Origin of the sequence: Methylomarinum vadi (assembly GCF_000733935.1) — a bacterium.
GTDB classification, from domain to species: domain Bacteria; phylum Pseudomonadota; class Gammaproteobacteria; order Methylococcales; family Methylomonadaceae; genus Methylomarinum; species Methylomarinum vadi.
This window is the reverse complement of the sequence record NZ_JPON01000001.1, coordinates 2,948,054-2,969,517: the sequence shown is the minus strand read 5'-3', so window position 1 is coordinate 2,969,517 and position 21,464 is coordinate 2,948,054. Positions and strand designations below refer to the sequence as shown.

At 51.9% G+C, this 21,464-nt stretch carries 21 protein-coding genes and 2 tRNA genes; 13 read left to right on the top strand and 10 right to left on the bottom strand.

The genetic code is table 11. The annotated features are described in order from the left end of the window. Position 1 precedes the first annotated feature (1 nt). Positions 2-2,944, bottom strand: coding sequence for a CRISPR-associated endonuclease Cas3'' (locus EP25_RS0114805; protein ID WP_031434614.1), 2,943 nt, complete (start codon positions 2,942-2,944; stop codon positions 2-4). Positions 2,945-3,024: 80 nt separating this feature from the next. On the opposite strand from EP25_RS0114805, the gene EP25_RS0114800 reads away from it, so the two are divergent. Next, positions 3,025-3,225 (top strand): type II toxin-antitoxin system VapB family antitoxin, encoded by a 201-nt coding sequence (locus EP25_RS0114800; protein ID WP_031434613.1) that lies wholly within the window; start codon positions 3,025-3,027, stop codon positions 3,223-3,225. Further along, a complete protein-coding gene (locus EP25_RS0114795) occupies positions 3,222-3,590 on the top strand; it encodes a type II toxin-antitoxin system VapC family toxin (RefSeq protein WP_200875042.1) in 369 nt (122 codons plus the stop codon). Before EP25_RS0114800 ends, EP25_RS0114795 begins: the two co-directional genes overlap by 4 nt. Here EP25_RS0114795 and cas1f read toward each other — a convergent pair. The 5 genes from cas1f to EP25_RS0114770 all read right to left on the bottom strand — a co-directional run bounded on the left by cas1f (position 3,579) and on the right by EP25_RS0114770 (position 6,590). Further along, on the bottom strand, positions 3,579-4,532 hold the full coding sequence (gene cas1f / locus EP25_RS0114790; RefSeq protein WP_031434611.1) for a type I-F CRISPR-associated endonuclease Cas1f: 954 nt from the start codon (positions 4,530-4,532) through the stop codon (positions 3,579-3,581). The two genes, EP25_RS0114795 and cas1f, sit on opposite strands and share 12 nt — an antisense overlap. Before the next feature lie 86 nt (positions 4,533-4,618). After that, a complete protein-coding gene (locus EP25_RS0114785; RefSeq protein ID WP_031434610.1) occupies positions 4,619-5,584 on the bottom strand; it encodes a helix-turn-helix transcriptional regulator in 966 nt (321 codons plus the stop codon). 135 nt (positions 5,585-5,719) lie between these two features. Continuing rightward, positions 5,720-5,795: transfer RNA gene (locus tag EP25_RS0114780), tRNA-Phe, on the bottom strand. 22 nt (positions 5,796-5,817) lie between these two features. Next, positions 5,818-5,893 (bottom strand) — tRNA-Phe (locus EP25_RS0114775). A gap of 70 nt (positions 5,894-5,963) precedes the next feature. Continuing rightward, positions 5,964-6,590 carry a DUF4126 domain-containing protein gene (locus tag EP25_RS0114770; RefSeq protein ID WP_031434609.1) on the bottom strand — a complete coding sequence of 209 codons (627 nt, stop codon included), beginning with the start codon at positions 6,588-6,590 and terminating at the stop codon, positions 5,964-5,966. A 382-nt stretch (positions 6,591-6,972) separates the two neighbouring features. Here EP25_RS0114770 and hslV point away from each other — a divergent pair, with 382 nt between their 5' ends. The 6 genes from hslV to ubiB all read left to right on the top strand — a co-directional run bounded on the left by hslV (position 6,973) and on the right by ubiB (position 12,705). Further along, positions 6,973-7,521 carry an ATP-dependent protease subunit HslV gene (gene hslV, locus EP25_RS0114765; protein WP_031434608.1) on the top strand — a complete coding sequence of 183 codons (549 nt, stop codon included), beginning with the start codon at positions 6,973-6,975 and terminating at the stop codon, positions 7,519-7,521. Between the two features lie 4 nt (positions 7,522-7,525). Further along, a complete protein-coding gene (hslU, locus tag EP25_RS0114760) occupies positions 7,526-8,851 on the top strand; it encodes an ATP-dependent protease ATPase subunit HslU (RefSeq protein ID WP_031434607.1) in 1,326 nt (441 codons plus the stop codon). A gap of 311 nt (positions 8,852-9,162) precedes the next feature. Beyond that, positions 9,163-9,546, top strand: a complete 384-nt coding sequence (locus EP25_RS0114755) for a gamma-butyrobetaine hydroxylase-like domain-containing protein (protein ID WP_031434606.1) — start codon at positions 9,163-9,165, stop codon at positions 9,544-9,546. Between the two features lie 17 nt (positions 9,547-9,563). Beyond that, the gene (gene ubiE, locus EP25_RS0114750; RefSeq protein WP_031434605.1) at positions 9,564-10,313 is read left to right on the top strand and encodes a bifunctional demethylmenaquinone methyltransferase/2-methoxy-6-polyprenyl-1,4-benzoquinol methylase UbiE; all 750 of its coding nucleotides are present in this window, start codon (positions 9,564-9,566) and stop codon (positions 10,311-10,313) included. Positions 10,314-10,419: 106 nt separating this feature from the next. Further along, complete coding sequence (locus EP25_RS0114745) at positions 10,420-11,046, top strand: ubiquinone biosynthesis accessory factor UbiJ (RefSeq protein WP_031434604.1); 627 nt, start codon at positions 10,420-10,422, stop codon at positions 11,044-11,046. Between the two features lie 108 nt (positions 11,047-11,154). Further along, complete coding sequence (ubiB, locus tag EP25_RS0114740) at positions 11,155-12,705, top strand: ubiquinone biosynthesis regulatory protein kinase UbiB (RefSeq protein ID WP_031434603.1); 1,551 nt, start codon at positions 11,155-11,157, stop codon at positions 12,703-12,705. A gap of 164 nt (positions 12,706-12,869) precedes the next feature. On the opposite strand, the gene EP25_RS0114735 is transcribed toward ubiB, so the two are convergent. From EP25_RS0114735 to hemC, 4 genes are read right to left on the bottom strand one after another with little or no spacing between them, the layout of a single operon-like run. Beyond that, positions 12,870-14,102 carry a heme biosynthesis HemY N-terminal domain-containing protein gene (locus tag EP25_RS0114735; RefSeq protein WP_031434602.1) on the bottom strand — a complete coding sequence of 411 codons (1,233 nt, stop codon included), beginning with the start codon at positions 14,100-14,102 and terminating at the stop codon, positions 12,870-12,872. A gap of 9 nt (positions 14,103-14,111) precedes the next feature. After that, positions 14,112-15,278 (bottom strand): uroporphyrinogen-III C-methyltransferase, encoded by a 1,167-nt coding sequence (locus tag EP25_RS0114730; protein WP_051906725.1) that lies wholly within the window; start codon positions 15,276-15,278, stop codon positions 14,112-14,114. A gap of 11 nt (positions 15,279-15,289) precedes the next feature. Further along, positions 15,290-16,048, bottom strand: coding sequence for a uroporphyrinogen-III synthase (locus EP25_RS0114725; RefSeq protein WP_031434600.1), 759 nt, complete (start codon positions 16,046-16,048; stop codon positions 15,290-15,292). Positions 16,049-16,073: 25 nt separating this feature from the next. Further along, entirely contained in the window at positions 16,074-17,006 is a 933-nt protein-coding gene (hemC, locus tag EP25_RS0114720) for a hydroxymethylbilane synthase (protein ID WP_031434599.1), read from the bottom strand. A gap of 363 nt (positions 17,007-17,369) precedes the next feature. Here hemC and EP25_RS0114715 point away from each other — a divergent pair, with 363 nt between their 5' ends. From EP25_RS0114715 to EP25_RS0114695, 5 genes are all read left to right on the top strand, one after another. Next, positions 17,370-17,765 (top strand): hypothetical protein, encoded by a 396-nt coding sequence (locus EP25_RS0114715; protein ID WP_031434598.1) that lies wholly within the window; start codon positions 17,370-17,372, stop codon positions 17,763-17,765. Positions 17,766-18,049: 284 nt separating this feature from the next. After that, a complete protein-coding gene (locus EP25_RS24060) occupies positions 18,050-19,870 on the top strand; it encodes a sigma 54-interacting transcriptional regulator (protein ID WP_084191052.1) in 1,821 nt (606 codons plus the stop codon). 172 nt (positions 19,871-20,042) lie between these two features. Next, positions 20,043-20,495 (top strand): nuclear transport factor 2 family protein, encoded by a 453-nt coding sequence (locus EP25_RS0114705; protein ID WP_051906723.1) that lies wholly within the window; start codon positions 20,043-20,045, stop codon positions 20,493-20,495. Between the two features lie 13 nt (positions 20,496-20,508). After that, positions 20,509-20,769 carry a glutaredoxin family protein gene (locus tag EP25_RS0114700; RefSeq protein ID WP_031434595.1) on the top strand — a complete coding sequence of 87 codons (261 nt, stop codon included), beginning with the start codon at positions 20,509-20,511 and terminating at the stop codon, positions 20,767-20,769. 25 nt (positions 20,770-20,794) lie between these two features. Beyond that, on the top strand, positions 20,795-21,418 hold the full coding sequence (locus tag EP25_RS0114695; RefSeq protein ID WP_031434594.1) for a glutathione S-transferase: 624 nt from the start codon (positions 20,795-20,797) through the stop codon (positions 21,416-21,418). The last annotated feature ends 46 nt before the right edge of the window (positions 21,419-21,464 follow it).

Sequence of the window (21,464 nt, the reverse complement as noted above, 5' to 3'; positions counted from 1 at the left end):
GTTAATTTTCCTCTGTTAATTGAAGTTGAGTAATTGCAATTGCGCCAATGACTTGTCGCTTGCCAATGGCGTAATAAATGGCATGTGAATGCCGTTGTGATTCACCGCCGACTTTTTGTAAATCGGAAGGGGTGTAACTAAGATAAATAGGTTTTTCCGGACTGCGAGCTTCGTTCAACAAAATGTTGTCGTTATAAACCTTTTTAGATCCCATGACGTTATGGTGTTTTTTTGCCATAAAGGCCAAGAGATTTTGTTGACTATCGCCAAAACCTAAAATCGGTTCCACCACATAGGTTAAGTTGGCGTCCAATTCCTCTGGGTCATAGGCGTAATCACTGCTGAACTGAAAACGATCAAGGTCTTCCACTTCGCATACCGCCATTTGCACAAAGCGATTATCGCCTCTAAGCGAATGTTTTTTGATTTTAACGCCTGATTCCTGGGGTGCTTTCTTGATGGGTATGCTTATGGGATCGATCAATTTATTTTTAATCTTATGTACGCTCTCTTTAAGTGCTTTGATTAGATCTTCTTCAATAGCTCGGATACATGCTTCATCTTGATAGAACTGCTCATAGTATTCATAGAGCTGATTGATGGTAACCGGCTGACCGTCCAGTCTGTTTTGTAGAAACTCATTCCAGGCTTTGGCGCTTTGCAGACAAGACATTGAATTTAAAAAACGAGCGCAGCGGCTGGTTTGTTTGCCGCCTATAGCCAATGAATCGGGTATTGCCACAATAAATTGGTTTACGTCGCTGTTTTCGCCAAACCTGTCCAATCGCCCAAATCGCTGCAACCAGTTTTCTGCATGCGTGAATTCCGTCACCATATGTTGGCAAGTGATGTTCAGCGACGCTTGTACTACCGGACTACTGCGCAATACGTCATATTTTCGGCTGCCGTTACGTTTGAATGCATCAAACACGGAGTCAAATATAATTTGCTTATCGGCTTTTTTATATTTGGCATGGAATAGCACTTCGTTTTCCGTTTTCTGGTTTTTGATGAAACTCAATTGCGCAGTCGTTGCGGTATTGCTGATGACAATGGTGTTTTCAGGTTGCGGCTGATACAGTGGATTGCTGTCATCCTGGTTTTTCTCGGCAAACGCTTGAAAAGTAATTTGGTACTGACTTGGATTGAAGCTTTGGATACCGATAATATCGTCGCGATGGACGTTTAACAGATTTTCAACAAAATGATAATTAGGTGTTGCCGATACCAACAGAGTGTTGGCCCGGTTTTCCTGTAACTGTTTACACGCCACTAATTCGGCAAATAACAAGTTAAATGCCGGCATTGTGATGTATTCATGATACTCATCGAATACCACATGAGCATTCATATATTGCACCAGTCCTGTGACTTTTCGGTGAGTGGTAATGGTATTTAATATCTGATCGATTGTGGTGATCACAATATCACCGGAAAACTCCTGGTCGTCCGGCGTTTGCACTTCGCGACCGTTTTGGTAAAGTGTCTTAAATTCGCCTGTATTAATTTCAATACAGGCTGCTAGGTGATAATCCGACGCCGAATCAGTAAATTCTCGATACAAACCTTCACATACTTGAACTCGCGGACAAATCCAAAGTATTTTTTTCACCCGCGAATTCAGCGCCCATTCCAAAGCGATTTTGGTTTTACCGCAGCCAGCGGGCCCATTGAGCACCGCAACACCTTCAACATCTTTTAAACGTCTTGCTGTCAGACTTTGCTGTTGATTACGTTCACTGTTTGGGAAACTATGTTCGAAAGCATTCAAACAGTCTTGAATATGCGCGCTCAAATTACCATCTTTTAATAAGGCATCATCCAATAATTCGTCGAGAGAGCGTTCTTCAATAAGACGTATCAGGCTATCAGCATTTATGGATGATACTTGCCGGTCTGCACTGATCACGGCTGCTCGACACAAATCGGTTTTGGCATTTTCGATGATAAATTTGCGGTAATCGTTGATTTTATCTTTCTCGGAATAACGCTTGTATTGTGGAAACTGTTGTTTATCCAGTTCCTCGATTCGTTCCATATTCGCTCGTTTCAATATGCCTTCTATGGTTAAGATGTCATCAGAAAAATAATTGTCCGCCAAAGCATTAATCGAACAGATAACCGGCTGAACGGTATCCGTTAGCATTTGAAAGCCTTTAGAGTCACCAATATTGGCTTTTAGTTTTTGATAAACCACATCCAAATTGGAAAATTCTTTTTTCGAGTTCCGAAACGGTTTGGCATGGTGCCAATACACTACATGTTTAGCCGCTTCCTTTATGAATTTGTTAGTCTCTTTATGACTTTCATCGTCCAATAATTGATAAAGCAAATAGGAAATTTCGTTGTGTCTAGGATGATTTTCAAAAGAAAATTTGACCGGTTTTTGGATATGCATCCCTTCTTCGGAAATTTCGGGTAGTATTTTCTTTTTCACTTCATCGCTGAGCCAGTTTTGAAAACAGGGGTCGATTTTTCCCAGATCATGTAAACAACCGGCAATGAATGCGGCGCGGGCTAAATTCTTATCATCCATTAAGCGATTAATGATTTCGAATGCTAAGTAACCGACGGCGAATAAATGTTGATCTAACGGTTGTTTTTTAGTGTTGGCATAAATTGAATCAATCTTGATTGGAAGCAGGTCCATAATGAGTTCTCCATCGGTATAGTTCACAGGGACAATGCCTTGCACGTTAAATTTATCTTGATTTCCCACGATCCACTGTAACTCGCTGCGGCTTCTGGACCGTATCCAATGACACGCCACGGCGGTGTTCTTGGTCGCGGTTTTGCGCAGCAGTTTTTTCACCGCCTGCAGGCCTTCTTCGGTGATCACGGTTTGCCAGGTGCGGCTGCCGATGCGGTTGGCGAAGGCATCGAGGACGCGGCGGGTGCGGTTGAGGGCTTTTTTCTCGCATTCGGAAACGAAGGTAACCATCATGAGCATTTTCCTCTTATTGCGATAAGCACAACATGATGCATACAATGATGTCTGATTATGATGATGAGTAGAGGTTTTTTATGCGTACGACGATCAACATCGATGAGGGCTTGTATCAACAAGCGGTCGCTTTGACAGGAAAACAGGAAAAAACCGCTTTGATCCGGGAGGCCTTGCAGGCCTTGATTGAACGCGAAAGTGCTCGCAGGCTGGCGCGTCTGGGTGGTTCGGAGCCTGATTTGGAGGCCATACCTCGGCGTCAGTCGAGCGATGCCGCATGACGCTGGTTTTGGTTGATACCAGTGTCTGGATTGACTTTCTACGTTCGGGAAATTCCCAATTAACCGGGCTATTGGAGGCCAATCGGGTTTGTATGCATGCCATGATTGTCGGCGAACTGGCTTGCGGTAATCTGCAGCAACGCAAGGAGTTACTGATGTTGTGGAATAATCTGCCCCGGCCGATAGAAGCTTCGCATCAGGAGGCATTGTTTTTTCTGGAAAAAAACCGGTTAATGGGGAGAGGAATTGGATATGTCGATTTACATTTGCTCGCCTCGGTTGCACTTTCTCCGGATACCAAGCTATGGACTCGTGACAGGCGCTTGCATAAGGTTGCGGCTGAATCAAAGCTGTCATTCGTTTGATTCCCAACTTTGTAAAGCCACGTGTTTGACACACTCGAACATAAAATCCAGCGCCTTATGCTCGGTAAATTTTTGCAGGATTTGCTGGCGGAATTCCTGTTCGGTCATTTTTTCCTTGGCGCAAATAAAAGCCCACGGCAGGATCAATGCGTCCTTGACCAAATCGGCCACGTCGAACACCAGGGCGCCGCGCCGGGTTTTGCCGTGCATGACGGCAAATCCGTGCGGGATGCCGAGCACCCACAGCGTCGTGGCGCCCAGACCGTAGGCCAGGTAGTTGCCGTGATTGAGAAAGACGTTGGCGTCGTCGACGCTTTCCGCGTTACGGCTAAAATCGCTGTGTTGGGTGCGTTTGACGGCGGATTTGTACAAGCTTTTGGTCAGTTGCGCCTCGGCGACCAATAATTCGGTGACATTTTTCGCGTACTCGATTTTCGCGGCGCAATTCGCTAACGCACTTTCTATGTCTTCGTCATTAGCGTCGAACCCTTCGGTCTTGAGATCCTTGTCTTTGGTCCAGGTGCGGCCTAAATATTTGATGCGTTCGTGCTGAAATCGCTTGGCCACTTGCAGCCGCTTTTGCTCGTCGAACCAGAACGACAGCCAGCCTTGTATGTATTCCGTCGGCCGGTATTCGCTTTGCGGCGTCAGCCATTCGATTTCGTTGCCCATCAACAGCGGCGTTCCGCCGCCTCCGCTAAAGCCGATCAGCACGCCGGCCGAGGCCAGCATTCTGACCGCCGCCTGGGTGATGGAAGTGCCGGTGCCGAGCAGTACTACTGTCGTATTGGCGATGGGTATGTTCCAGTACTGTTTTTCTTCCTTGGCTTCTGTCAAATAGAGTACGCGGCCGTCTTTTTGCATCACCCGGCATTTTTCCAGGTAATAAATATTGGCGCGTTTGGAATGCAGTATGGCTTTAAGGTCGGTCAGTTGTTCCATTAAAAAACTATCCTGTTACATCTTGATGGCCTGGGGTATCGATTTTCAGGTTTGTATTATGAACCAGGCAACGGACAAAACCTGTCCTAGTTGCAAAATTTTTCGTAGGACTCCCTGATTCTCGCCGCGACCGCCGCTTTCAGTTCGACAGGTTCAAGCACTTCCACATGCGGCAGGTAGCGCATGATGTCCATTTCCAATTCTTCGCTTTTGTGGTAGGGAATTTCCAACAGATAGCTTTGCCCTATCCATTCCGATTTTTGTTTGCCATGCCAATGTTGCATGGAGATTTCTCTGGCAATGGAAGGGGCGAACTTTAATTTGGCAAGCCGAGTAGGTTGGCCGGCGAAGATGCCGTAGCTCTCTGAAAAATGGCGTTCCAGCGCTGCCTTTTCGATACTCTTGGCAGTCGCGTCCTGCAAACGAACGTCCGTTATGCGGGCAATCGAAAATGTTCTGATGTCCTCGCGCCAGTGGCACCACGCATCCAGATACCAGTTATCGCGGTAATATACCAAGGTCTGCGGACTGATAGTTCTTTCCGATGTTTGCTGCTCGAAATCGACATATTGAATGGAAGCCTGCCTTCCTTTGAATAAAGCTTCGCTGATCGAGTAAAGCGTTTTCGATGGCGGCGTTTTTTGGGCTATCGGCAAGACTTTCAGTTTTGCGCCGATAGCACTTCTGTCCAGCCCTCTGTCTTCGAGCAATTTGGTGATATAGGCATCGGCGCGCCGCATTTCTTGATTCAACAGTCCATTGCCGAATGTCTCCAGAATCGATAACAGCATGATCAAAGAGATCAGTTCGCTTTCGTTCATCCACAAGCCGGGCAATTCGAAATCTTCGGTAAGATCGGGCGAATAGCGCCAACCGTGATATTCGCGCAGATATTCCAACGGCGCATTCAGCTCCGCCTGCATTTGCCTGAGGGTACGGCTGATCGTTTTTTCCGAACAGCCTAGCTGCTCGGCCAAGTCGACAATCTTTACGGGAACTCTTCGATTGCTAAATTCCTGATGCAACTGCCAGATGCGATTAAATTTATCCATAGCCAAGGGAATCCGTTATTGGTCCGTTGGAAATTTAGCCGACTTGAAGACTCAGATCAACCCAAGAAACGTTTCCACCTGCTCCAACAAAGCATCACATTGCGTAGCGATGGGAAAAAGAAGGGAACGCGAGAATGGTGCCCAGGGACAGAATCGAACTGCCGACACGGGGATTTTCAGTCCCCTGCTCTACCGACTGAGCTACCTGGGCTTGGAGGATATGCATTTTTTGATGGTGCCCAGGGACAGAATCGAACTGCCGACACGGGGATTTTCAGTCCCCTGCTCTACCGACTGAGCTACCTGGGCTCACCAAAAGTTCGCTATTAAACTAATTTATCCGCCTGGAGTCAAGTGAAACATTCAAGCGGTAACACGACTAAGCCTGGGGCGGCTCGGCTTTTCTGGCAAACAAATTGATTATAAAGCCAAAAACCTTTTTGATGCCGCACCATATCTTCGGTAACAACCAGATCATCAATCCGATGAATACTGCCAGCGCGATCAAAAAGGCGACCGGGTGGTTCAGGCAGGCCCAGACTCCGCTGATGACGGCGACATCCTCGGCTATCGAAGCGGTCCAGTTGGTAAATGGCTCGGGCGAGGTGTTGATCAGGACGCGACTGCCGGCCTTGGTCGCATGCGAGCCGGCCGCCAGTCCTCCGCCCATGATCGCCGCCGCCACTTCCACCGCCGGATTGAGGTCGCCGACGGCGCCGGCCGCCAGCATCGCACCGGCGGGAATGCGGATAAAGGTATGCAGGGTGTCCCAGCCGGTGTCGACACCGGGAATTTTGTCGGCGAAAAATTCGACGCAATACATCAAACCGGCCGCCCCCATCACCGCCGGATTGGCCACGATTTGCAGGCCCGGCGGCAAGTCGAGATTACCGGTATTGGCCAGATAACCGAGCATGAACAGAGTCGCGTATAGGTTGATGCCGCTGGCCCAGGCCACTCCCATCGTTAACGCCAATGTCGTCGAAATTTGATCCAGTGTTTCCATAACCCCGCCTTTGCTATAGGTATGATCGGATATCATGCCTCGGTTACGATGAACGAAGGCTGACCGCCTGTTGTCGATTGTAGCAACAATTCGATTTTGTTGGGTTAGGTAGCGCCGCACCAACCCACTTTTCGGCTCTGACGCCATAGCCATCCAGGAAACTACTGAAGAAGTAATTTTGCCATGCGTAGAAGAGCGTCGACATTGGCTTAACTCTGGTCCGTCATCTGCTTGCCGTGACGCCGATATCCATATCGAAACGCATGGCGTCAACCAGAAAGAAAAAATTATCGCCATTCGCCTTTAAAAACCAAACTTTTCCCCTATATCGAGTAATAACCCTGTAGAATTGAAAAATTTTGAAATTTTGAGTGAGAGAGCTGTGAATTTAAGAGGTACCACCATACTTTCCGTCCGCCGCGGCGATAAAGTGGTGATCGGCGGCGACGGCCAGGTCACCTTAGGCAACACTGTCATGAAAGGCAATGCTCGCAAGGTGCGCCGCCTATATCACGACAAGGTCATCGCCGGTTTCGCCGGCGCCACCGCCGATGCGTTCACGCTATTCGAACATTTCGAAGGCAAATTGGAGAAACACCGCGGCAATCTGACCCGCGCCGCCGTGGAAATGGCGAAAGACTGGCGTACCGACCGCGCCTTGCGCAAGCTCGAAGCCCTGCTGACGATAGCCGACGCCAAGACCTCGCTGATCATTTCCGGCACCGGCGACGTGATCGAACCGGAGTACGACCTCATGGCGATCGGTTCCGGCGGTTCTTACGCGCAATCGGCGGCGCGCGCCTTGTTGGAGAACACCGATCTGAGCGCGCGCGATATCGTCGAGAAATCGCTCAACATTGCCGCCGATATCTGTATTTACACCAACCACAATCTGATTATTGAAGAATTAGACGCCGAGCCGCAAGAGTAATTCAATGAGCCAAATGACACCGAAAGAAATAGTAAGCGAACTGGATAAACACATTATCGGTCAGGCCAGCGCCAAGCGTTCGGTTGCGATTGCCTTGCGCAACCGCTGGCGCCGCAGCCGGGTCGAGCCCGCCTTGCGCGAGGAAATCACCCCGAAAAACATTCTGATGATCGGGCCGACCGGCGTGGGCAAGACCGAAATCGCCCGCCGCCTGGCCCGCCTGGCCAACGCCCCCTTCATCAAGATCGAGGCAACCAAATTTACCGAAGTCGGCTATGTCGGCCGGGATGTCGAATCGATCATCCGCGACCTGGTCGATACCGCGGTCAAGATGACCCGCATGTCAGCAATGGAAAAGGTACAAAACCGCGCCGCCGACGGGGCCGAGGACCGGGTCCTCGATATCCTGCTGCCATCCGCATCCGGCGGTATGCTCTCCGAATCCGAGCAATCCACCCGGCAAAAAATGCGCAAGAAATTGCGCGAAGGCGATCTGGACGACAAGGAAATCGAAATCGATATGCAGGCGCCTTCGGTCGGCGTGGAAATCATGGCGCCTCCGGGCATGGAGGAAATGACCAGCCAATTGCAGGGCATGTTTCAGAATCTGAATACCGGCAAGACCAAGACCCGCAAGCTGAAAATCAAGGACGCTTTGAAAGTGTTGCAGGAAGAGGAAGCGGCCAAGCTGGTCAACGAGGACGACATCAAGATGTCCGCGGTTGAAGCGGTGGAGCAAAACGGCATCGTCTTCCTCGACGAAATCGACAAGATATGCAAACGCGCCGACCTGGGCGGTGGCGGCGGCGAAGTATCGCGCGAAGGCGTGCAACGCGACTTGCTGCCGCTGGTCGAAGGCAGCACGGTCAGCACCAAATACGGCATGATCAAGACCGATCATATTCTATTCATTGCCTCCGGTGCTTTTCATCTGACTAAACCGTCCGATTTGATTCCGGAGCTGCAAGGCCGTTTTCCGATCCGTGTCGAATTGGATGCGTTGTCGGCCGACGATTTCGTCCGCATTTTGACCGAACCGGACGCATCGCTGACCGAACAGTATCAAGCTCTGTTGAAAACCGAAGGCGTGGAGCTGCACTTTAGCGAGGACGGTATCAAGCGTATCGCGGAACTGGGCTGGCAAGTCAACGAAACCACCGAAAACATCGGCGCGCGCCGTCTGCACACCATCTTGGAAAAGCTGCTCGAGGACATTTCCTTCCGCGCGCCCGATCTGGTCGACAAAGCCGTGACGATCGATGCGGCCTATGTCGACACCCATTTGACCGGATTGGCCGAAGACGAGGATTTAAGCCGTTATATCCTATAAAATACGGACAACTTTGTCGGGTTACGCTGCGCTAACCTACAACCGGCAACCGGGAGCAATGAAGCGCTTGTGTGCTTCATTGATCCCTGAATGCAACGACAGCCTGTTGGCAGCAAATGTCGGTAAAAACAGGTTGATGATAAAATATAACTGTTAAAGTCGTCGCCTTGCAAAATCCGCTTCGTTTAACGTCTCGCCCAACCCCCTGCCGGAGGGAAAAGGTATTAAGGGAAGCGAATCTTGATGTGCGCACAGGTTATGTTTGTTGGGTTATGCCCACCCATTCTATAATCCCCACGAGATAAATCACCATGCGTCTGACTATAGAGGAAAGCCACCGCGTTCCGACCGAAATCAAGCTGCACCAGCTTTCCGCCATCCTGGAAATCAGCTTCGATGACGGCAAAACGTTCAAATTGCCCTGCGAATATCTGCGCGTCTATACCCAATCGGCCGATGCGGTCGGTCACGGCCCGGGACAGGACGTATTGCAGGTCGGCAAAGAAGGTGTGACCATCACGGATATCCGCCCGGTCGGTAATTACGCCATCGCACCGACCTTCAGCGACGGCCACAAAAGTGGCATTTATACCTGGGATTTATTGTATAAACTGGGCTCGGAATACGACACGTTGTGGCCGGCCTATCTCCAGGAATTAGAAGCGGCCGGTTATCGCCGGCAAGCGCCTCGATAATTTTATAAGGCAATACCATGACACAAGAAAACACTACCCATTTTGGCTTTAAACAGGTCCGCAAGGAAGACAAGGTGAGCATGGTCCGCGGCGTCTTCGATTCGGTCGCGGACAAATACGACCTGATGAACGACCTGATGTCGCTGGGCATACACCGCATCTGGAAAAGAATCGCGGTACAACTGGCTAACGTTAGAGCGGGCGATCAAGTATTGGATTTGGCCGGCGGCACCGGCGATTTGACCACGCTATTCGAGAAGCGGGTCGGCAAAAACGGCCAAGTCGTGTTGGCCGACATCAATTCGGAAATGCTGCGCACCGGCCGCAATCGTTTGATCGACAAGGGTCTGACCGGCAATATCCGTTACGCCCAAGTCAATGCCGAATGCCTGCCGTTCGAGGACAATACTTTCGATTGCGTCTGCATCGGTTTCGGCCTACGTAACGTCACCGACAAAGACGCCGCCCTGCGCTCCATGTACCGGGTACTGAAACCTGGCGGCCGCGTTATCGTCTTGGAGTTCTCGCATCCGACCGACAAACTGACCGAGAAAGTCTACGATTTCTACTCGTTCAAGTTGTTGCCGAAAATCGGCGCCGTCGTCGCCAAGGACGAGGAAAGTTACCGTTATTTGGCCGAGTCCATCCGCATGCACCCGAAACAGGAAGAATTGAAAAACATGATGGAAAACGCCGGCTTCGAACGTTGCGAATATTTCAATATGACGCAAGGCATCGTCGCCGTGCATCGGGGGTATAAGATTTAACGTCCTGTAGCCAAGCGGAATGCGGAAAAAACAACGCAGAGCAGCCCCGGATTCCGCCGCGCTGCATCCGGGCTACGATTAGGTCCTCAATCAATCAGAAATCCCTATGATCATCAAACCGATTTTTGCGGGCATATTGGAAACCGCGCTAAACCAATACCTGGCACTGGACGAGGACGTAGAACTGTTTCTGGCCCCTCTGTCCGGCAAAGTGATCGCCGTGACGATAGAGCCCTACGGCGAAACTTTGTACCTGTGTCCGAGCGAGCACATCATTCAGGTTTTGGAATCCTATCAGGGCCGGATCGACACCACGATCAGCGGCACGTTGCCGGCCCTGGGAATGATGAGTTTGGATGCTTCTTCGATACGTTCCGTCTTCAGCGGCGAGGTGCGCATCGAAGGCGATACCCATACCGGCCATAAATTCCAACGCTTGTTCCAACAATTGGACATCGACCTGGAAGAGCAACTGTCTCGCTTTACCGGCGACATCATCGCCCATAAAATTGGCAATCTGTTCCGTTCCGGCCGGGACTGGAGCAAGCAAACGCTGGAGACATTCCGTCTTAATTTAGAGGAGTTTCTGCAAGAAGAAACGCGCCAGCTGCCTGCCAAGGCGGAAGCGGACATTTTTTTCCGCCAGGTCGATGAATTGCGTTCCGATTACGATCGGCTCGAGGCCCGGCTCGAACGTCTGCAAACGAAACAAAAACAACAAAACGAGACATGAGCGATACCGACTGACCCGCCACCGTAGATGAAAAAAACAATTCCTCAAGGAACATCGATCAGCCTCGCCACTCGCGCCCGCATATTCTAATAATAAACAGGTAAACCAGTGATTCGCCCCAAAATTTTATTGCGTCTCATCCATATCAACTGGGTCATGATGTTCCATGGCCTCGACGAAATCATCCTGAAAACCCATCTCTTCCGTCCTGTTCGGTTTCTGGCCCTGTTTTCTCCCAATTACTGGTTGCGCAAGCCCAAGGAGCCCCGCGGCGTCCGTATCCGCCGCACCCTTGAAGACCTGGGCCCGATTTTCGTCAAATTCGGCCAGGCGTTGTCGACCCGCAAAGACCTGCTGCCGGAAGATATCGCCGACGAACTGGTCAAACTGCAGGACCGGGTGCCGCCATTCTCCAGCGAGGTCGCGCGCCAGATCATCGAACAGCAACTGGGGCAAACCATAGACGAAGCGTTCGCCGAGTTCGAGCCAACCCCGCTGGCCTCGGCATCCATCGCCCAGGTGCACAGCGCCACATTGAAATCGGGCGAAAAAGTCATCGTCAAGGTGTTGCGCCCCGACATCGAACGGCGCATCCGCTCCGATGTCGGCCTGTTGTACGAACTGGCGAAACTGGCCGGACGCTTCTGGAGCGACGCACGCCGTCTCCGTCCATTGGAGGTCGTGGCCGAATTCGAAAGAACCATTCTGGATGAACTGGACTTGATGCGGGAAGCCTCCAACGCGACCAAAATCCGGGAAAACTTCGCAGGCTCGGAGGCCTTGTACGTTCCGGAGGTCCATTGGCCGCTGACGCGCGAGAAGGTCATGGTGATGGAAAGAATTGAAGGCATTCCAGTCGGCGAGGTCGATCGATTGCGCGCCGGCGATGCCGACTTCAAACTGCTGGCCGAACGCGGCGTCGAGATCTTCTTTACCCAGGTCTTCCGGGACAATTTTTTCCATGCCGACATGCATCCCGGCAATATTTTCGTCGAGCTGCCGGCCAAATATCTGGCTATCGATTTCGGCATCGTCGGCACGCTGTCTCCCACCGATCAACATTATCTGGCGGAAAATTTCCTGGCCTTCTTCAATCGCGACTATCGCCGGGTCGCGCAAATGCATATCGAATCCGGCTGGGTTCCGTCGTCGACACGAGTGGAAGAATTCGAAATGGCCATTCGCACCGTGTGCGAGCCGATCTTCGCCAAGCCCTTGAAAGACATCTCTTTCGGCCTGTTACTGCTACGCCTGTTCCAGACCGCAAGACGCTTCGAAATGGTAGTACAGCCGCAACTGGTGCTGCTGCAAAAAACCTTGTTGAACATCGAAGGATTGGGCCGGCAATTGTATCCCGAACTGGATCTGTGGCAAACGGCCAAGCCGTTTCTAGAGGATTGGTTCAAGGAGCGACTGGGGCCGAAAGCCAAGGTCAAACGGGTCATCGAGCAATTCCCCGAAATCGCCGAGCAATTCCCGGAACTGCCGACTCTGTTTTTCCAGGCCCTGGATAGCGCCAGCAAAAGTAAACAACAGCTGGAAGCGAACAACCGCGAAATCGAGGAGCTGCGCCGGCAGATGGAAAACAATCATTCCAGCACGCTGTGGGCGATTGCGGCCAGCGCCGCCATTATCAGCATGGCGGTGCTATTGCAATAATTGTTTCGGCAACATCCCTGATCGGTCCTGTAGATTTACTGAGCGAACGCGAAGCGCTTCACTCTGTTCAGCGCCCCCACAAATGGCGAGCGTCGGCAGATAAATGAGTCTCCTCACCGAATTGGAAAGTTATTGCGTCAAATGCTCCTGGGTACAAAAAACGCTTACCCGGAAATAGTTTCCACTTGGGTAACCACATGAGAGGACGCCAACTCCAGCCCTTTCCTGTAACTCTCGCAAGCCTTGTCTTTTTCGCCTTTTTGCAGTTGCAGGTCGCCGAGTAATTGGTAAGCCGCGACGGTCTCGTCGGTTGCAATGCTTTTCATCAGATACTGCTCGGCTTTTTCCATTTGCCCGCATTTAGCACTGATCTTGCCTAAAATTCTGAGCAAGACGGCGTCGGTATGATGCACGGCCAGCCACTGTTCGGCGGTTTGCAATTGTTTCGCGTAATCGTCCAACTGAATATTGGCATATAAAACCAACAAAGTCTCGTCCCAATGTTTCATCAGGGAGTTAACCAAGTCCTCCTCTATTTTCGCTCCCGCGCCCGCTTCGATCATCGCCGCATAATAAATGGCCGCAACCCCCTGCACGGTTCGAATATGCTCGGGCGTATCGATCCAGCATTGGCGGATGGCATGCTCGTCCTTTTCTTCCGCCGCCTGGCGCAGCAAACTGCTATAGGTTTCCGTTTCCAGCAGCTTGACTTCCGCTTCCATCAGCACTTTGTTCTTATGCAGGGACGGAATTAATTTACGCAGCCCTTCCCAGTCACCGGCCAATTGGTATGCCTGATGCAACATTTTCAAAACGCTGGCGTGGCCCGGGTCGATGGAATGTAATTTACTCAGCGTTTCCAGCGCGCGTTCGAATTGGTTTTCCGACATATGCAGCTCGGCCTCGGTCAAACCGACGGCAATATCGGCATCGGACGCTTCCTCGGCCGCCTTCTTGAGATATTCGTCGCGCTTCTCGATCGCACCGCGCGACTGCGCCGCACGCGCGGCGGTCAAATAATGCAGCAATGGCGCGCCGCTGTTGGCGGCATGCTTGATCAACACCTTTTCGGCCCGCTCCCAATTGCCTTCGGCGGAATCGACCAGACCGGCAATCAATGCCTCCTGGGAGCGGTTGAATTTAATATTTTTACCTTTTTCCTTCATCCGCGACGGCAACCGCAACAGCCAACCGATGAAACGGAAAAACACATAAAAAATGAAAAACAAGATCACCGCGGCGACCGCGAACACCACTAACGAGGTTTCCAGCGACCAATGCCCGAAACCGATCAGCACGTAACCGGGATCGTTGTATTGGGACAACCAGCTTTGAATCACGAAGGCTGTGGCTATCGCGACAAACAGAGCACCCAGAAAATAAACGATATTTCTCATAATGCGCCCTTATTGCGTTGGTTCGGACTGAACCGCCGGTTTTTCCTGTTGTTCCAGCATGCCCTTGTCATTTTCGATTCTCAGCTTGCTGATATCCCTCAGCATCTTTAAAGATCCGCTGATGTCGGGAAACTGCCCCCGAATTTTAATGCCCTTCAACTTATCGAGTTCGCTGGCAAAATGTCTTGACACACTATTTTGACTGAATTTTTGCGATAACCATTGCTTGGCGTCGTCTATGGCCGTTTGATAAAGTTCATCATTCTGCTGAACCAGGGCAATTTTGATCATTTCCAATTTCACCCCCATTTGATCCTTGATGAAAATCGCCTCCTCCGGCGTCAGAATTTCCTTGATGGGTTGGTCGCTATGGCGCAGCGTGACATAGCCTTCCAACTGTCCGAAGATAGCACTCAAGAAATCGTGGCCTTCCTCCGAGGGTATTCTATGGTCGTGGATCTGGCTCGACTTGGTCGGTTCCTTGCCGGCATAAGGCAGAAAAACCGACAGATCGACCACCTTTTCCTTCAATAATTGCAGTTCGGAATACATGCCGACGATGTCCGGCACTTCTACGGTTCTCAATCCGGCCAGTTCCTTGGCAATCTGCTCCCTGACCTTAAACACCGAAGCATCGCCGCTTTCCCGCAAACGCTGGTCGGCCGCTTCTAACGCTTCCCGAGTGGTATTGACGTCGCCGACCAAATGCAAACGCTGATTGGCGACGCTCAACAAATATTCGGCATCGGCGATCAACCAATCGCCACGGGTTTTGCCCAACTGCCGTTGTAGAAATTTCACGGCTTGTTGCAAGTCGGTGCGGGTAGATTCCAGTTTTTCCTGATGCAGTTGGGAAAAATCCTCCAGTTTTTTATTGAAATGCGCGTCTTTATTCGACACATCGTTGTCAATGGAAGCCAAATGAGATTGCATCGCGGCAATTTGCGACTGGAAGGTATTCAATTGTTTGTTAAGCTCGATCAGCTTCAGTTCGTCCTGGTTACTCAATGTATCCTGATGCTCGCGCAGTTGCTGCAGCAGGTAAAATCCGGCCCCGGCCAGCCCGATGAGGCATATGGAGATAATGATGCCAAACCAGAGGCCGGCGCGGGATTTTTTCGCTGCCACTTGGACCTCTTCCGGCTGGGCTTGTTGTTCTTCATTCACTTCGGCCACTGTTTTCCCCGTTATAACGTAATCAATGTCTGTAAAATCGACGTATCCGCCGGACCGTCGCTGACGACTATCCGTTTAAAACCCATTGTTTCGGCCATTTGCCCGATTCGGCGACTAATCACGACCAATGGAACCGGTAATAATAAACATGCCTGTCCGCCCAACATCTCCATCAAATTGCGCAGGGCCTCGCCACTGGTTATGGTGATGGCGTCAAGCCGATTTTCCCGCAGCCGCTCCAACAGCGCGGAATTGTCCGCCTGCGGCATCACGCGCCGATAAACTTCCAAATATTCGACGTCCGCGCCGCGTTCACGCAGCGTATCGACCAATATTTCCCGGCCTCCCTGCCCGCGCACGATGACGCATCGCTTACCGTCGACAGCCGACATGGCCGGCGTCCGCAACAAGGACTCGCTATCGAACCCATGTTGGGGCAACAAATCCACCGTCAAGCCGTTGTTTTGCAGGGCCTTGGCCGTTGCCTTACCGACCGCCGCAAGCCGCAGCCGCCGCAATCGGTTTATTGTGCCACTGTTCGAGTTAAGCACAAAATTTACCGCATTGGCGCTGATAAATATAAGCCAGTCGACATGCTCCAGGGCTGCCACCCTGGCGGCGATCGTCTCCGGCCGTTCAAGCGCTTGAATCTCCAATGTTGGGAACCTGACCGCGACACCGCCTTGTTGCTCGATCAAACGGCATAAGTTCCCAGCTTGATGACGAGGCCGGGTCACCAGAATCCGCTTGGCTTGCAATTGCTCGTTCAAAGCGTCATACCGTTGCGCTTGACTGTTACTGTTGCTCGTACAATTGTTGCAAGACCTTGTCGGCGCCTTGTTCCAGCAACTCTTCCGCGATGCCTCGTCCGATCTGTTCGGCCTGATCCACGGTTCCGCTGGCCTCGGCGCGGTAGACCACCGCCCCATCCGGCGTTCCGACCAAACCGCGCATGTAAATCCCTCCATCCCGCAATTCGGCAAACCCGGCGATCGGCACTTGGCAACCGCCATTCAAACGCGCATTCATCGCTCGTTCCGCACGCAGGCGGATCGTCGTGTCTTCGTCATGCAACGCCTGTAAATAAGTATTGATCTCGCTATCGTCGGACCGGCATTCGATACCAATCGCCCCCTGGCCGATGGCCGGAAGACTGACGGACGGATCCAGCGATTCGGCGATTCTGTCCTCCATCCCCAGGCGTTTCAAACCGGCCGAAGCCAGAATGATGGCATCGAACTCGCCGGCATCCAGTTTGGCCAGGCGGGTATTGACATTGCCGCGCAAATTGAGAATTTCCGCATCGGGGAAACGTTGTTTGATCTGGCATTGCCGACGCAAGCTACACGTACCGATACGAGCATTGCCGGGCAAATCGTTCAAGGACGCGTAGCGATTGGAGACAAAGGCGTCGGTAGGGTCTTCGCGCTCCAGAATTACGGCCAGATGCAGGCCGGGAGGAAATTCGACAGGCACATCCTTCATCGAGTGCACGGCAATGTCGGCCGTTCCTTCCTGCATGCCTTGCTCCAACTCCTTAACGAACAGTCCCTTGCCCCCCACTTTCGCCAATGGCGCATCCAATAATTTATCGCCGCGCGTCACCATCGTCACCAATTCCGCTTGCACTTCCGGAAAAGCCTGTTGCAGACGCTCCGCGACATGCTCGGCCTGCCATAACGCCAAGGGACTTTTTCGGGTTGCGATACGAATTATCTTTTCAGCCAAAACTCATCCTGAAAAACAGTTAAAAGTGAGTATTGTAAACTGAATCGCATTTAAAATCCCGGCAAATGAAATGCCGGCCTTTTCCTAACTCAGTTGCCAATGCAGGCTAAGTTCCCAATAGCCTGTTCTCATTCATGCCTGCCAAAATCGTTCGAATTTGGCATAGAAACCGACCCGTCGCTAACTCGAAACAGCTAGACCCCGCCGACTCGTTTTAGCCTCAATCGAGCACAAACTACCACACAATTTGTAAGCTATTATTTTTAAATAATTTTTCCTTCACCATGTTAGAATCCCGAAGGTGCGATTCCTTTTTACCGCACACAAAACTTACCGATACAAATTATTGAGGTTATATAACTAATGGATTTATTAAGAAAAGTATTGCTGGCGGTTTTTGTCAGCGTTGCCATGTTCGCCACCGCGCCTGCCACTATGGCGGCCGGAAAAATCGAAAACGCAACGGCCGAGGAAGTCAGCCAAGCAATCGAGGATGCCATCAGCAACTCGGAAAAAGCCGTTGCCGCCATGCAAAGCGGAGCGGATGAAGACACCGTTCTGGGACTGTTAAAAGCTACCAAACAAGCATCGAAAAGAATCGAAAGCAATGTCGTCGACAGATTACGTTCAAAAGCCAACTCCAGAATCGCAAAATCGCGTTCCGCCTTCAGAAAAGGCGATAAGGAAAAAGCGCAAGCCTTGGCGACTGAAGCGCTTGACATCTTCAAAGAAGTTAAAAGCAAATACCATTCTTTCTAAAGCGGCGATAATGCCAACGAGCTTTAGTCGAGTGTTTAAGAGTCTGGCGTCAACAAGTCGCCAGGCTTTTTCACCGCCTTCCCCCTCCCTACGGAATTGACGACTCCGCAACATCCAACGGCCCCTCAAACAACGCCCCGCGCTATTGCAAGCGACTCTCGATTATAGTTGTCGCACCGGCCTCACCTGGGCATAATAGCTTTACGCACGGCCGGAAAAGACTGGCGCAGGCGCCAGGCCATCCAGGCCTATCAACTGCCGAGCGAGCTTAATGGCGCAAAAGTATGCCGACTCCCGAACAAGTCCTGAGACGCCACGAATTGATCCTCAACGCCGCCGGAGAAGGCATTTACGGCCTGGACAAAGAGGGCAAAGCCACCTTCGCCAATCCGGCGGCGATCGCGCTGACCGGCTGGAACGAAACCGATGTCATCGGCAAACCGGTGCATGAGCTGCATCATCATACAAAGCGCAACGGCGAACCCTATCCTCACCATGAATGCCCGATTTATGCCACGCTGAATGACGGCGAGGTACATCATGTCACCGATGAAATCTTCTGGCACAAGAACGGCGGCTTTTTCCCGGTACACTACACCAGTACGCCGATTTGGGAAAACGGCGCCATCATCGGCGCGGTAGTCATCTTCCAGGATGTCAGCAAACTTAACCGCGCGGAAGCCGCCGTCATTCGCTTGCAGCGTCAAAACGAATTGCTACTAACCGCCGCCGGAGAAGGTATCTGCGGCTTCGATTGCGAAGGAAATGTCACCTTCATCAACCCCACCGCCGCGGCGTTGCTGGCCTGGCCGGACCGGGAATTGCGCGGCCACACCATCCACGACATTTTTGGCCGCGACGAGCCCAGGGCCGAGGAGTACTGCCCGGTACATAACATTATCAACGGCAAACGCCGCTTCGAAGTCAGCGACAAGCGCTTTTGGCGCCATGACGGCTCCAGTTTCCCCGTCGATTTCGTCAGCACTCCGGTGTTAGAAAACGACCGGCTGCAAGGCGTCGTCGTGGTATTTCGCGACATCAGCGAACGCAAACTGGCCGAGGAAAAGCTCAAAACGGCGCTGGCGGAAATCAAGCAATTGAAGAACCGTTTGCAGGCGGAAAATACCTATCTTCAGGAGCAAATCAACCTGAACCACCATTTCGGCGACATCCTCGGCCAAAGCCCGGCTTTGCAGTCGGCATTGCGCCAGGTTGAGCAGGTCGCTCCGACCGATACCACGGTTTTGATTCTGGGAGAAACCGGCACCGGCAAAGAATTGTTCGCGCGCGCCCTGCACACTCTCAGCCGGCGCAAGGATCGGCCGTTGGTCAAGGTCAACTGCGCCGCCTTGCCCGCCAACCTGATCGAAAGCGAACTGTTCGGCCACGAAAAAGGCAGCTTCACCGGTGCGACCGCGCGGCGCATTGGCCGTTTCGAACTGGCTCACGAAGGCACGATTTTTCTCGATGAAATCGGCGAATTGCCGCTGGAATTGCAAGCCAAGTTGCTGCGGGTATTGCAGGAGGGCGAAATCGAACGCCTGGGCGACGCCAAAACCCGTAACATCGACGTGCGGGTTCTCGCCGCGACCCACCGCGATTTAAAACAAATGGCGGCCGAAGGCCGTTTTCGCGAAGACCTCTTTTATCGGCTCAGCGTATTTCCCCTGGCCTTGCCCCCGCTGCGCGAACGCAAGCACGATATTTCGTTACTGGCGCAATGCTTCCTCGCTAAATACGCGCAAAAAACCGGCAAGACCGTCACGCATATCCCGCAAGCGGCCATGACTCAGTTGCAAAACTATCCTTGGCCGGGCAATGTCCGCGAACTGGAAAACGTCATCGAACGGGCCGTCATCCTGTCGTCAACCGACACGCTGCAAATACCGAAGCTCCATCAAGCCAATGTGCCTGAAAAAACGCCTGCCGAATGCTTGCAACCGCTGGCGGCAATGGAAAAAGCGCATATCATCAAAGTGCTGGAACATACCGGTTGGCGCATTTCCGGCGAGCATGGCGCCGCCGCCATCCTGGAGATGCACCCTAATACGCTACGCTCGCGCATGAGCAAGCTAGGCATACGCCGCGCCCTGGAAGCGAAGTAACAAGATAGCGTAATTTTACGACATTTCGTAAACGAAGTTCTTTTTACTCTTCCTTTTCTTCCCGCCAAATTTCCGCCAATTCCTTGTTTAATAAAAGTTTTTAGGTTCATTATCAACTCTGGCACGGCCTCTGCAATAACCGAATCGACTTTCGATTTTTTTGGAGGATGATATGCCACAAACCATTACAGCGATCTCGACGCGCCCTTACGGCGACTCCAGACCGCCGCTGCCGCCGTTTACGCAAGCCACCGCGACGGAAAAAGTCCAACTGGCCGAAAATGCCTGGAACAGCAAAGATCCTGTCAAAGTCGCCGGCGCTTATACGCTAGACAGCGAATGGCGCAACCGCTCCGAAATATTTTCGGGACGGGAAAAGATCATCGAATTTCTGACCCGTAAATGGGACAAGGAATTGGATTATCGGCTGAAAAAAGAATTGTGGTGCTTCGCCGCCAACCGCATCGCCGTCACTTTCCGTTACGAATGGCACGACGATGCCGGCCAATGGTATCGCTCGTACGGCAACGAATTGTGGGAATTTGACGATAACGGCCTGATGCGGCGGCGCATCGCCAGCATCAACGACAAACCGATCCGGGAAACGGATCGCGAATTAGCTTAACGAGGAGTATCGAATGAAAGACGTAACCATCTTGACCAGCCCCAACTGCGGCTACTGCCATTCCGCCAAACAATTGCTGCAAAAACATCGGATCGCCTATCGCGAAGTCGACCTGCACAGGGACGGGGCGGAAGCCCAACATTTGTTAGCGCAAAGCGGCCGGCGCACCGTACCGCAAATTTTCCTTCAGCAACAACCGATCGGTGGATACACCGAACTGGCCGCGTTGCTCGCCAGCAGTGAATTCGACATCACACAATGCAACATACTTTAACCATATCATTCTCAGGAGAATACCGATGAGCCAATTGAGATTATACCGCCACCCTTTATCCGGCAACGCCCACCGCGTCGAGCTGTTTCTGTCTATTCTCGGACTCGAAGCCGAGCTGATCGATGTCGACCTGCTGCACGGCGAACAAAAACAAGCGACATTTCTGGCAAAAAACATTTTCGGACAAGTGCCGGTATTGGAGGACGGCGACCTCACCATCGCCGACTCCCACGCGATCCTGGTCTATCTCGCCAATCAATACGATCACGCGCATACCTGGTTGCCGATCGAACCCGCCGGCGCGGCCGAAGTACAGCGCTTTCTCGCCGTCTCCGCGGGTCCGGTGGCGTATGGCCCGGCAACCGCTCGCTTGATCAACTTGTTCGATTTGCCGTTAGACAAAACCAGGCCGATCGACGTCGCCCACCAACTGCTGAGCACGCTGGAAAAACATTTACGGCAACGCGACTGGCTGGCGGCCGAATACCCGACCATCGCCGATATCGCAAACTACAGCTATATCGCATTGGCTCCGGAGGGCGGCGTTTCATTGGAAGATTACCCGCATATCCAAGCCTGGTTAAGGCGCATTGAGTCGCTGCCGGGCTTCGCGCCGATGCAGCACTCTGCGATCGGCCTGGCCGCCTAGAAATTAATCATTACGAACTATCGCTTCGTATGCAAGCTCTCTCGCC

Bases quoted from the DNA above. Each gene is read 5' to 3' on its own strand.
- ubiE (WP_031434605.1), top strand. From the start codon at position 9,564: ATGACACAAGAAAACACTACCCATTTTGGCTTTAAACAGGTCCGCAAG.
- EP25_RS0114705 (WP_051906723.1), top strand. From the start codon at position 20,043: ATGCCACAAACCATTACAGCGATCTCGACGCGCCCTTACGGCGACTCC.
- EP25_RS0114745 (WP_031434604.1), top strand. From the start codon at position 10,420: ATGATCATCAAACCGATTTTTGCGGGCATATTGGAAACCGCGCTAAAC.
- EP25_RS0114805 (WP_031434614.1), bottom strand. From the start codon at position 2,944: ATGATGGTTACCTTCGTTTCCGAATGCGAGAAAAAAGCCCTCAACCGC.
- EP25_RS0114735 (WP_031434602.1), bottom strand. From the start codon at position 14,102: ATGAGAAATATCGTTTATTTTCTGGGTGCTCTGTTTGTCGCGATAGCC.
- EP25_RS0114700 (WP_031434595.1), top strand. From the start codon at position 20,509: ATGAAAGACGTAACCATCTTGACCAGCCCCAACTGCGGCTACTGCCAT.
- EP25_RS0114795 (WP_200875042.1), top strand. From the start codon at position 3,222: ATGACGCTGGTTTTGGTTGATACCAGTGTCTGGATTGACTTTCTACGT.
- EP25_RS0114715 (WP_031434598.1), top strand. From the start codon at position 17,370: ATGGATTTATTAAGAAAAGTATTGCTGGCGGTTTTTGTCAGCGTTGCC.
- EP25_RS0114800 (WP_031434613.1), top strand. From the start codon at position 3,025: ATGCGTACGACGATCAACATCGATGAGGGCTTGTATCAACAAGCGGTC.
- EP25_RS0114785 (WP_031434610.1), bottom strand. From the start codon at position 5,584: ATGGATAAATTTAATCGCATCTGGCAGTTGCATCAGGAATTTAGCAAT.
- EP25_RS0114695 (WP_031434594.1), top strand. From the start codon at position 20,795: ATGAGCCAATTGAGATTATACCGCCACCCTTTATCCGGCAACGCCCAC.
- cas1f (WP_031434611.1), bottom strand. From the start codon at position 4,532: ATGGAACAACTGACCGACCTTAAAGCCATACTGCATTCCAAACGCGCC.
- EP25_RS0114755 (WP_031434606.1), top strand. From the start codon at position 9,163: ATGCGTCTGACTATAGAGGAAAGCCACCGCGTTCCGACCGAAATCAAG.
- EP25_RS24060 (WP_084191052.1), top strand. From the start codon at position 18,050: ATGCCGACTCCCGAACAAGTCCTGAGACGCCACGAATTGATCCTCAAC.
- hslU (WP_031434607.1), top strand. From the start codon at position 7,526: ATGAGCCAAATGACACCGAAAGAAATAGTAAGCGAACTGGATAAACAC.
- EP25_RS0114770 (WP_031434609.1), bottom strand. From the start codon at position 6,590: ATGGAAACACTGGATCAAATTTCGACGACATTGGCGTTAACGATGGGA.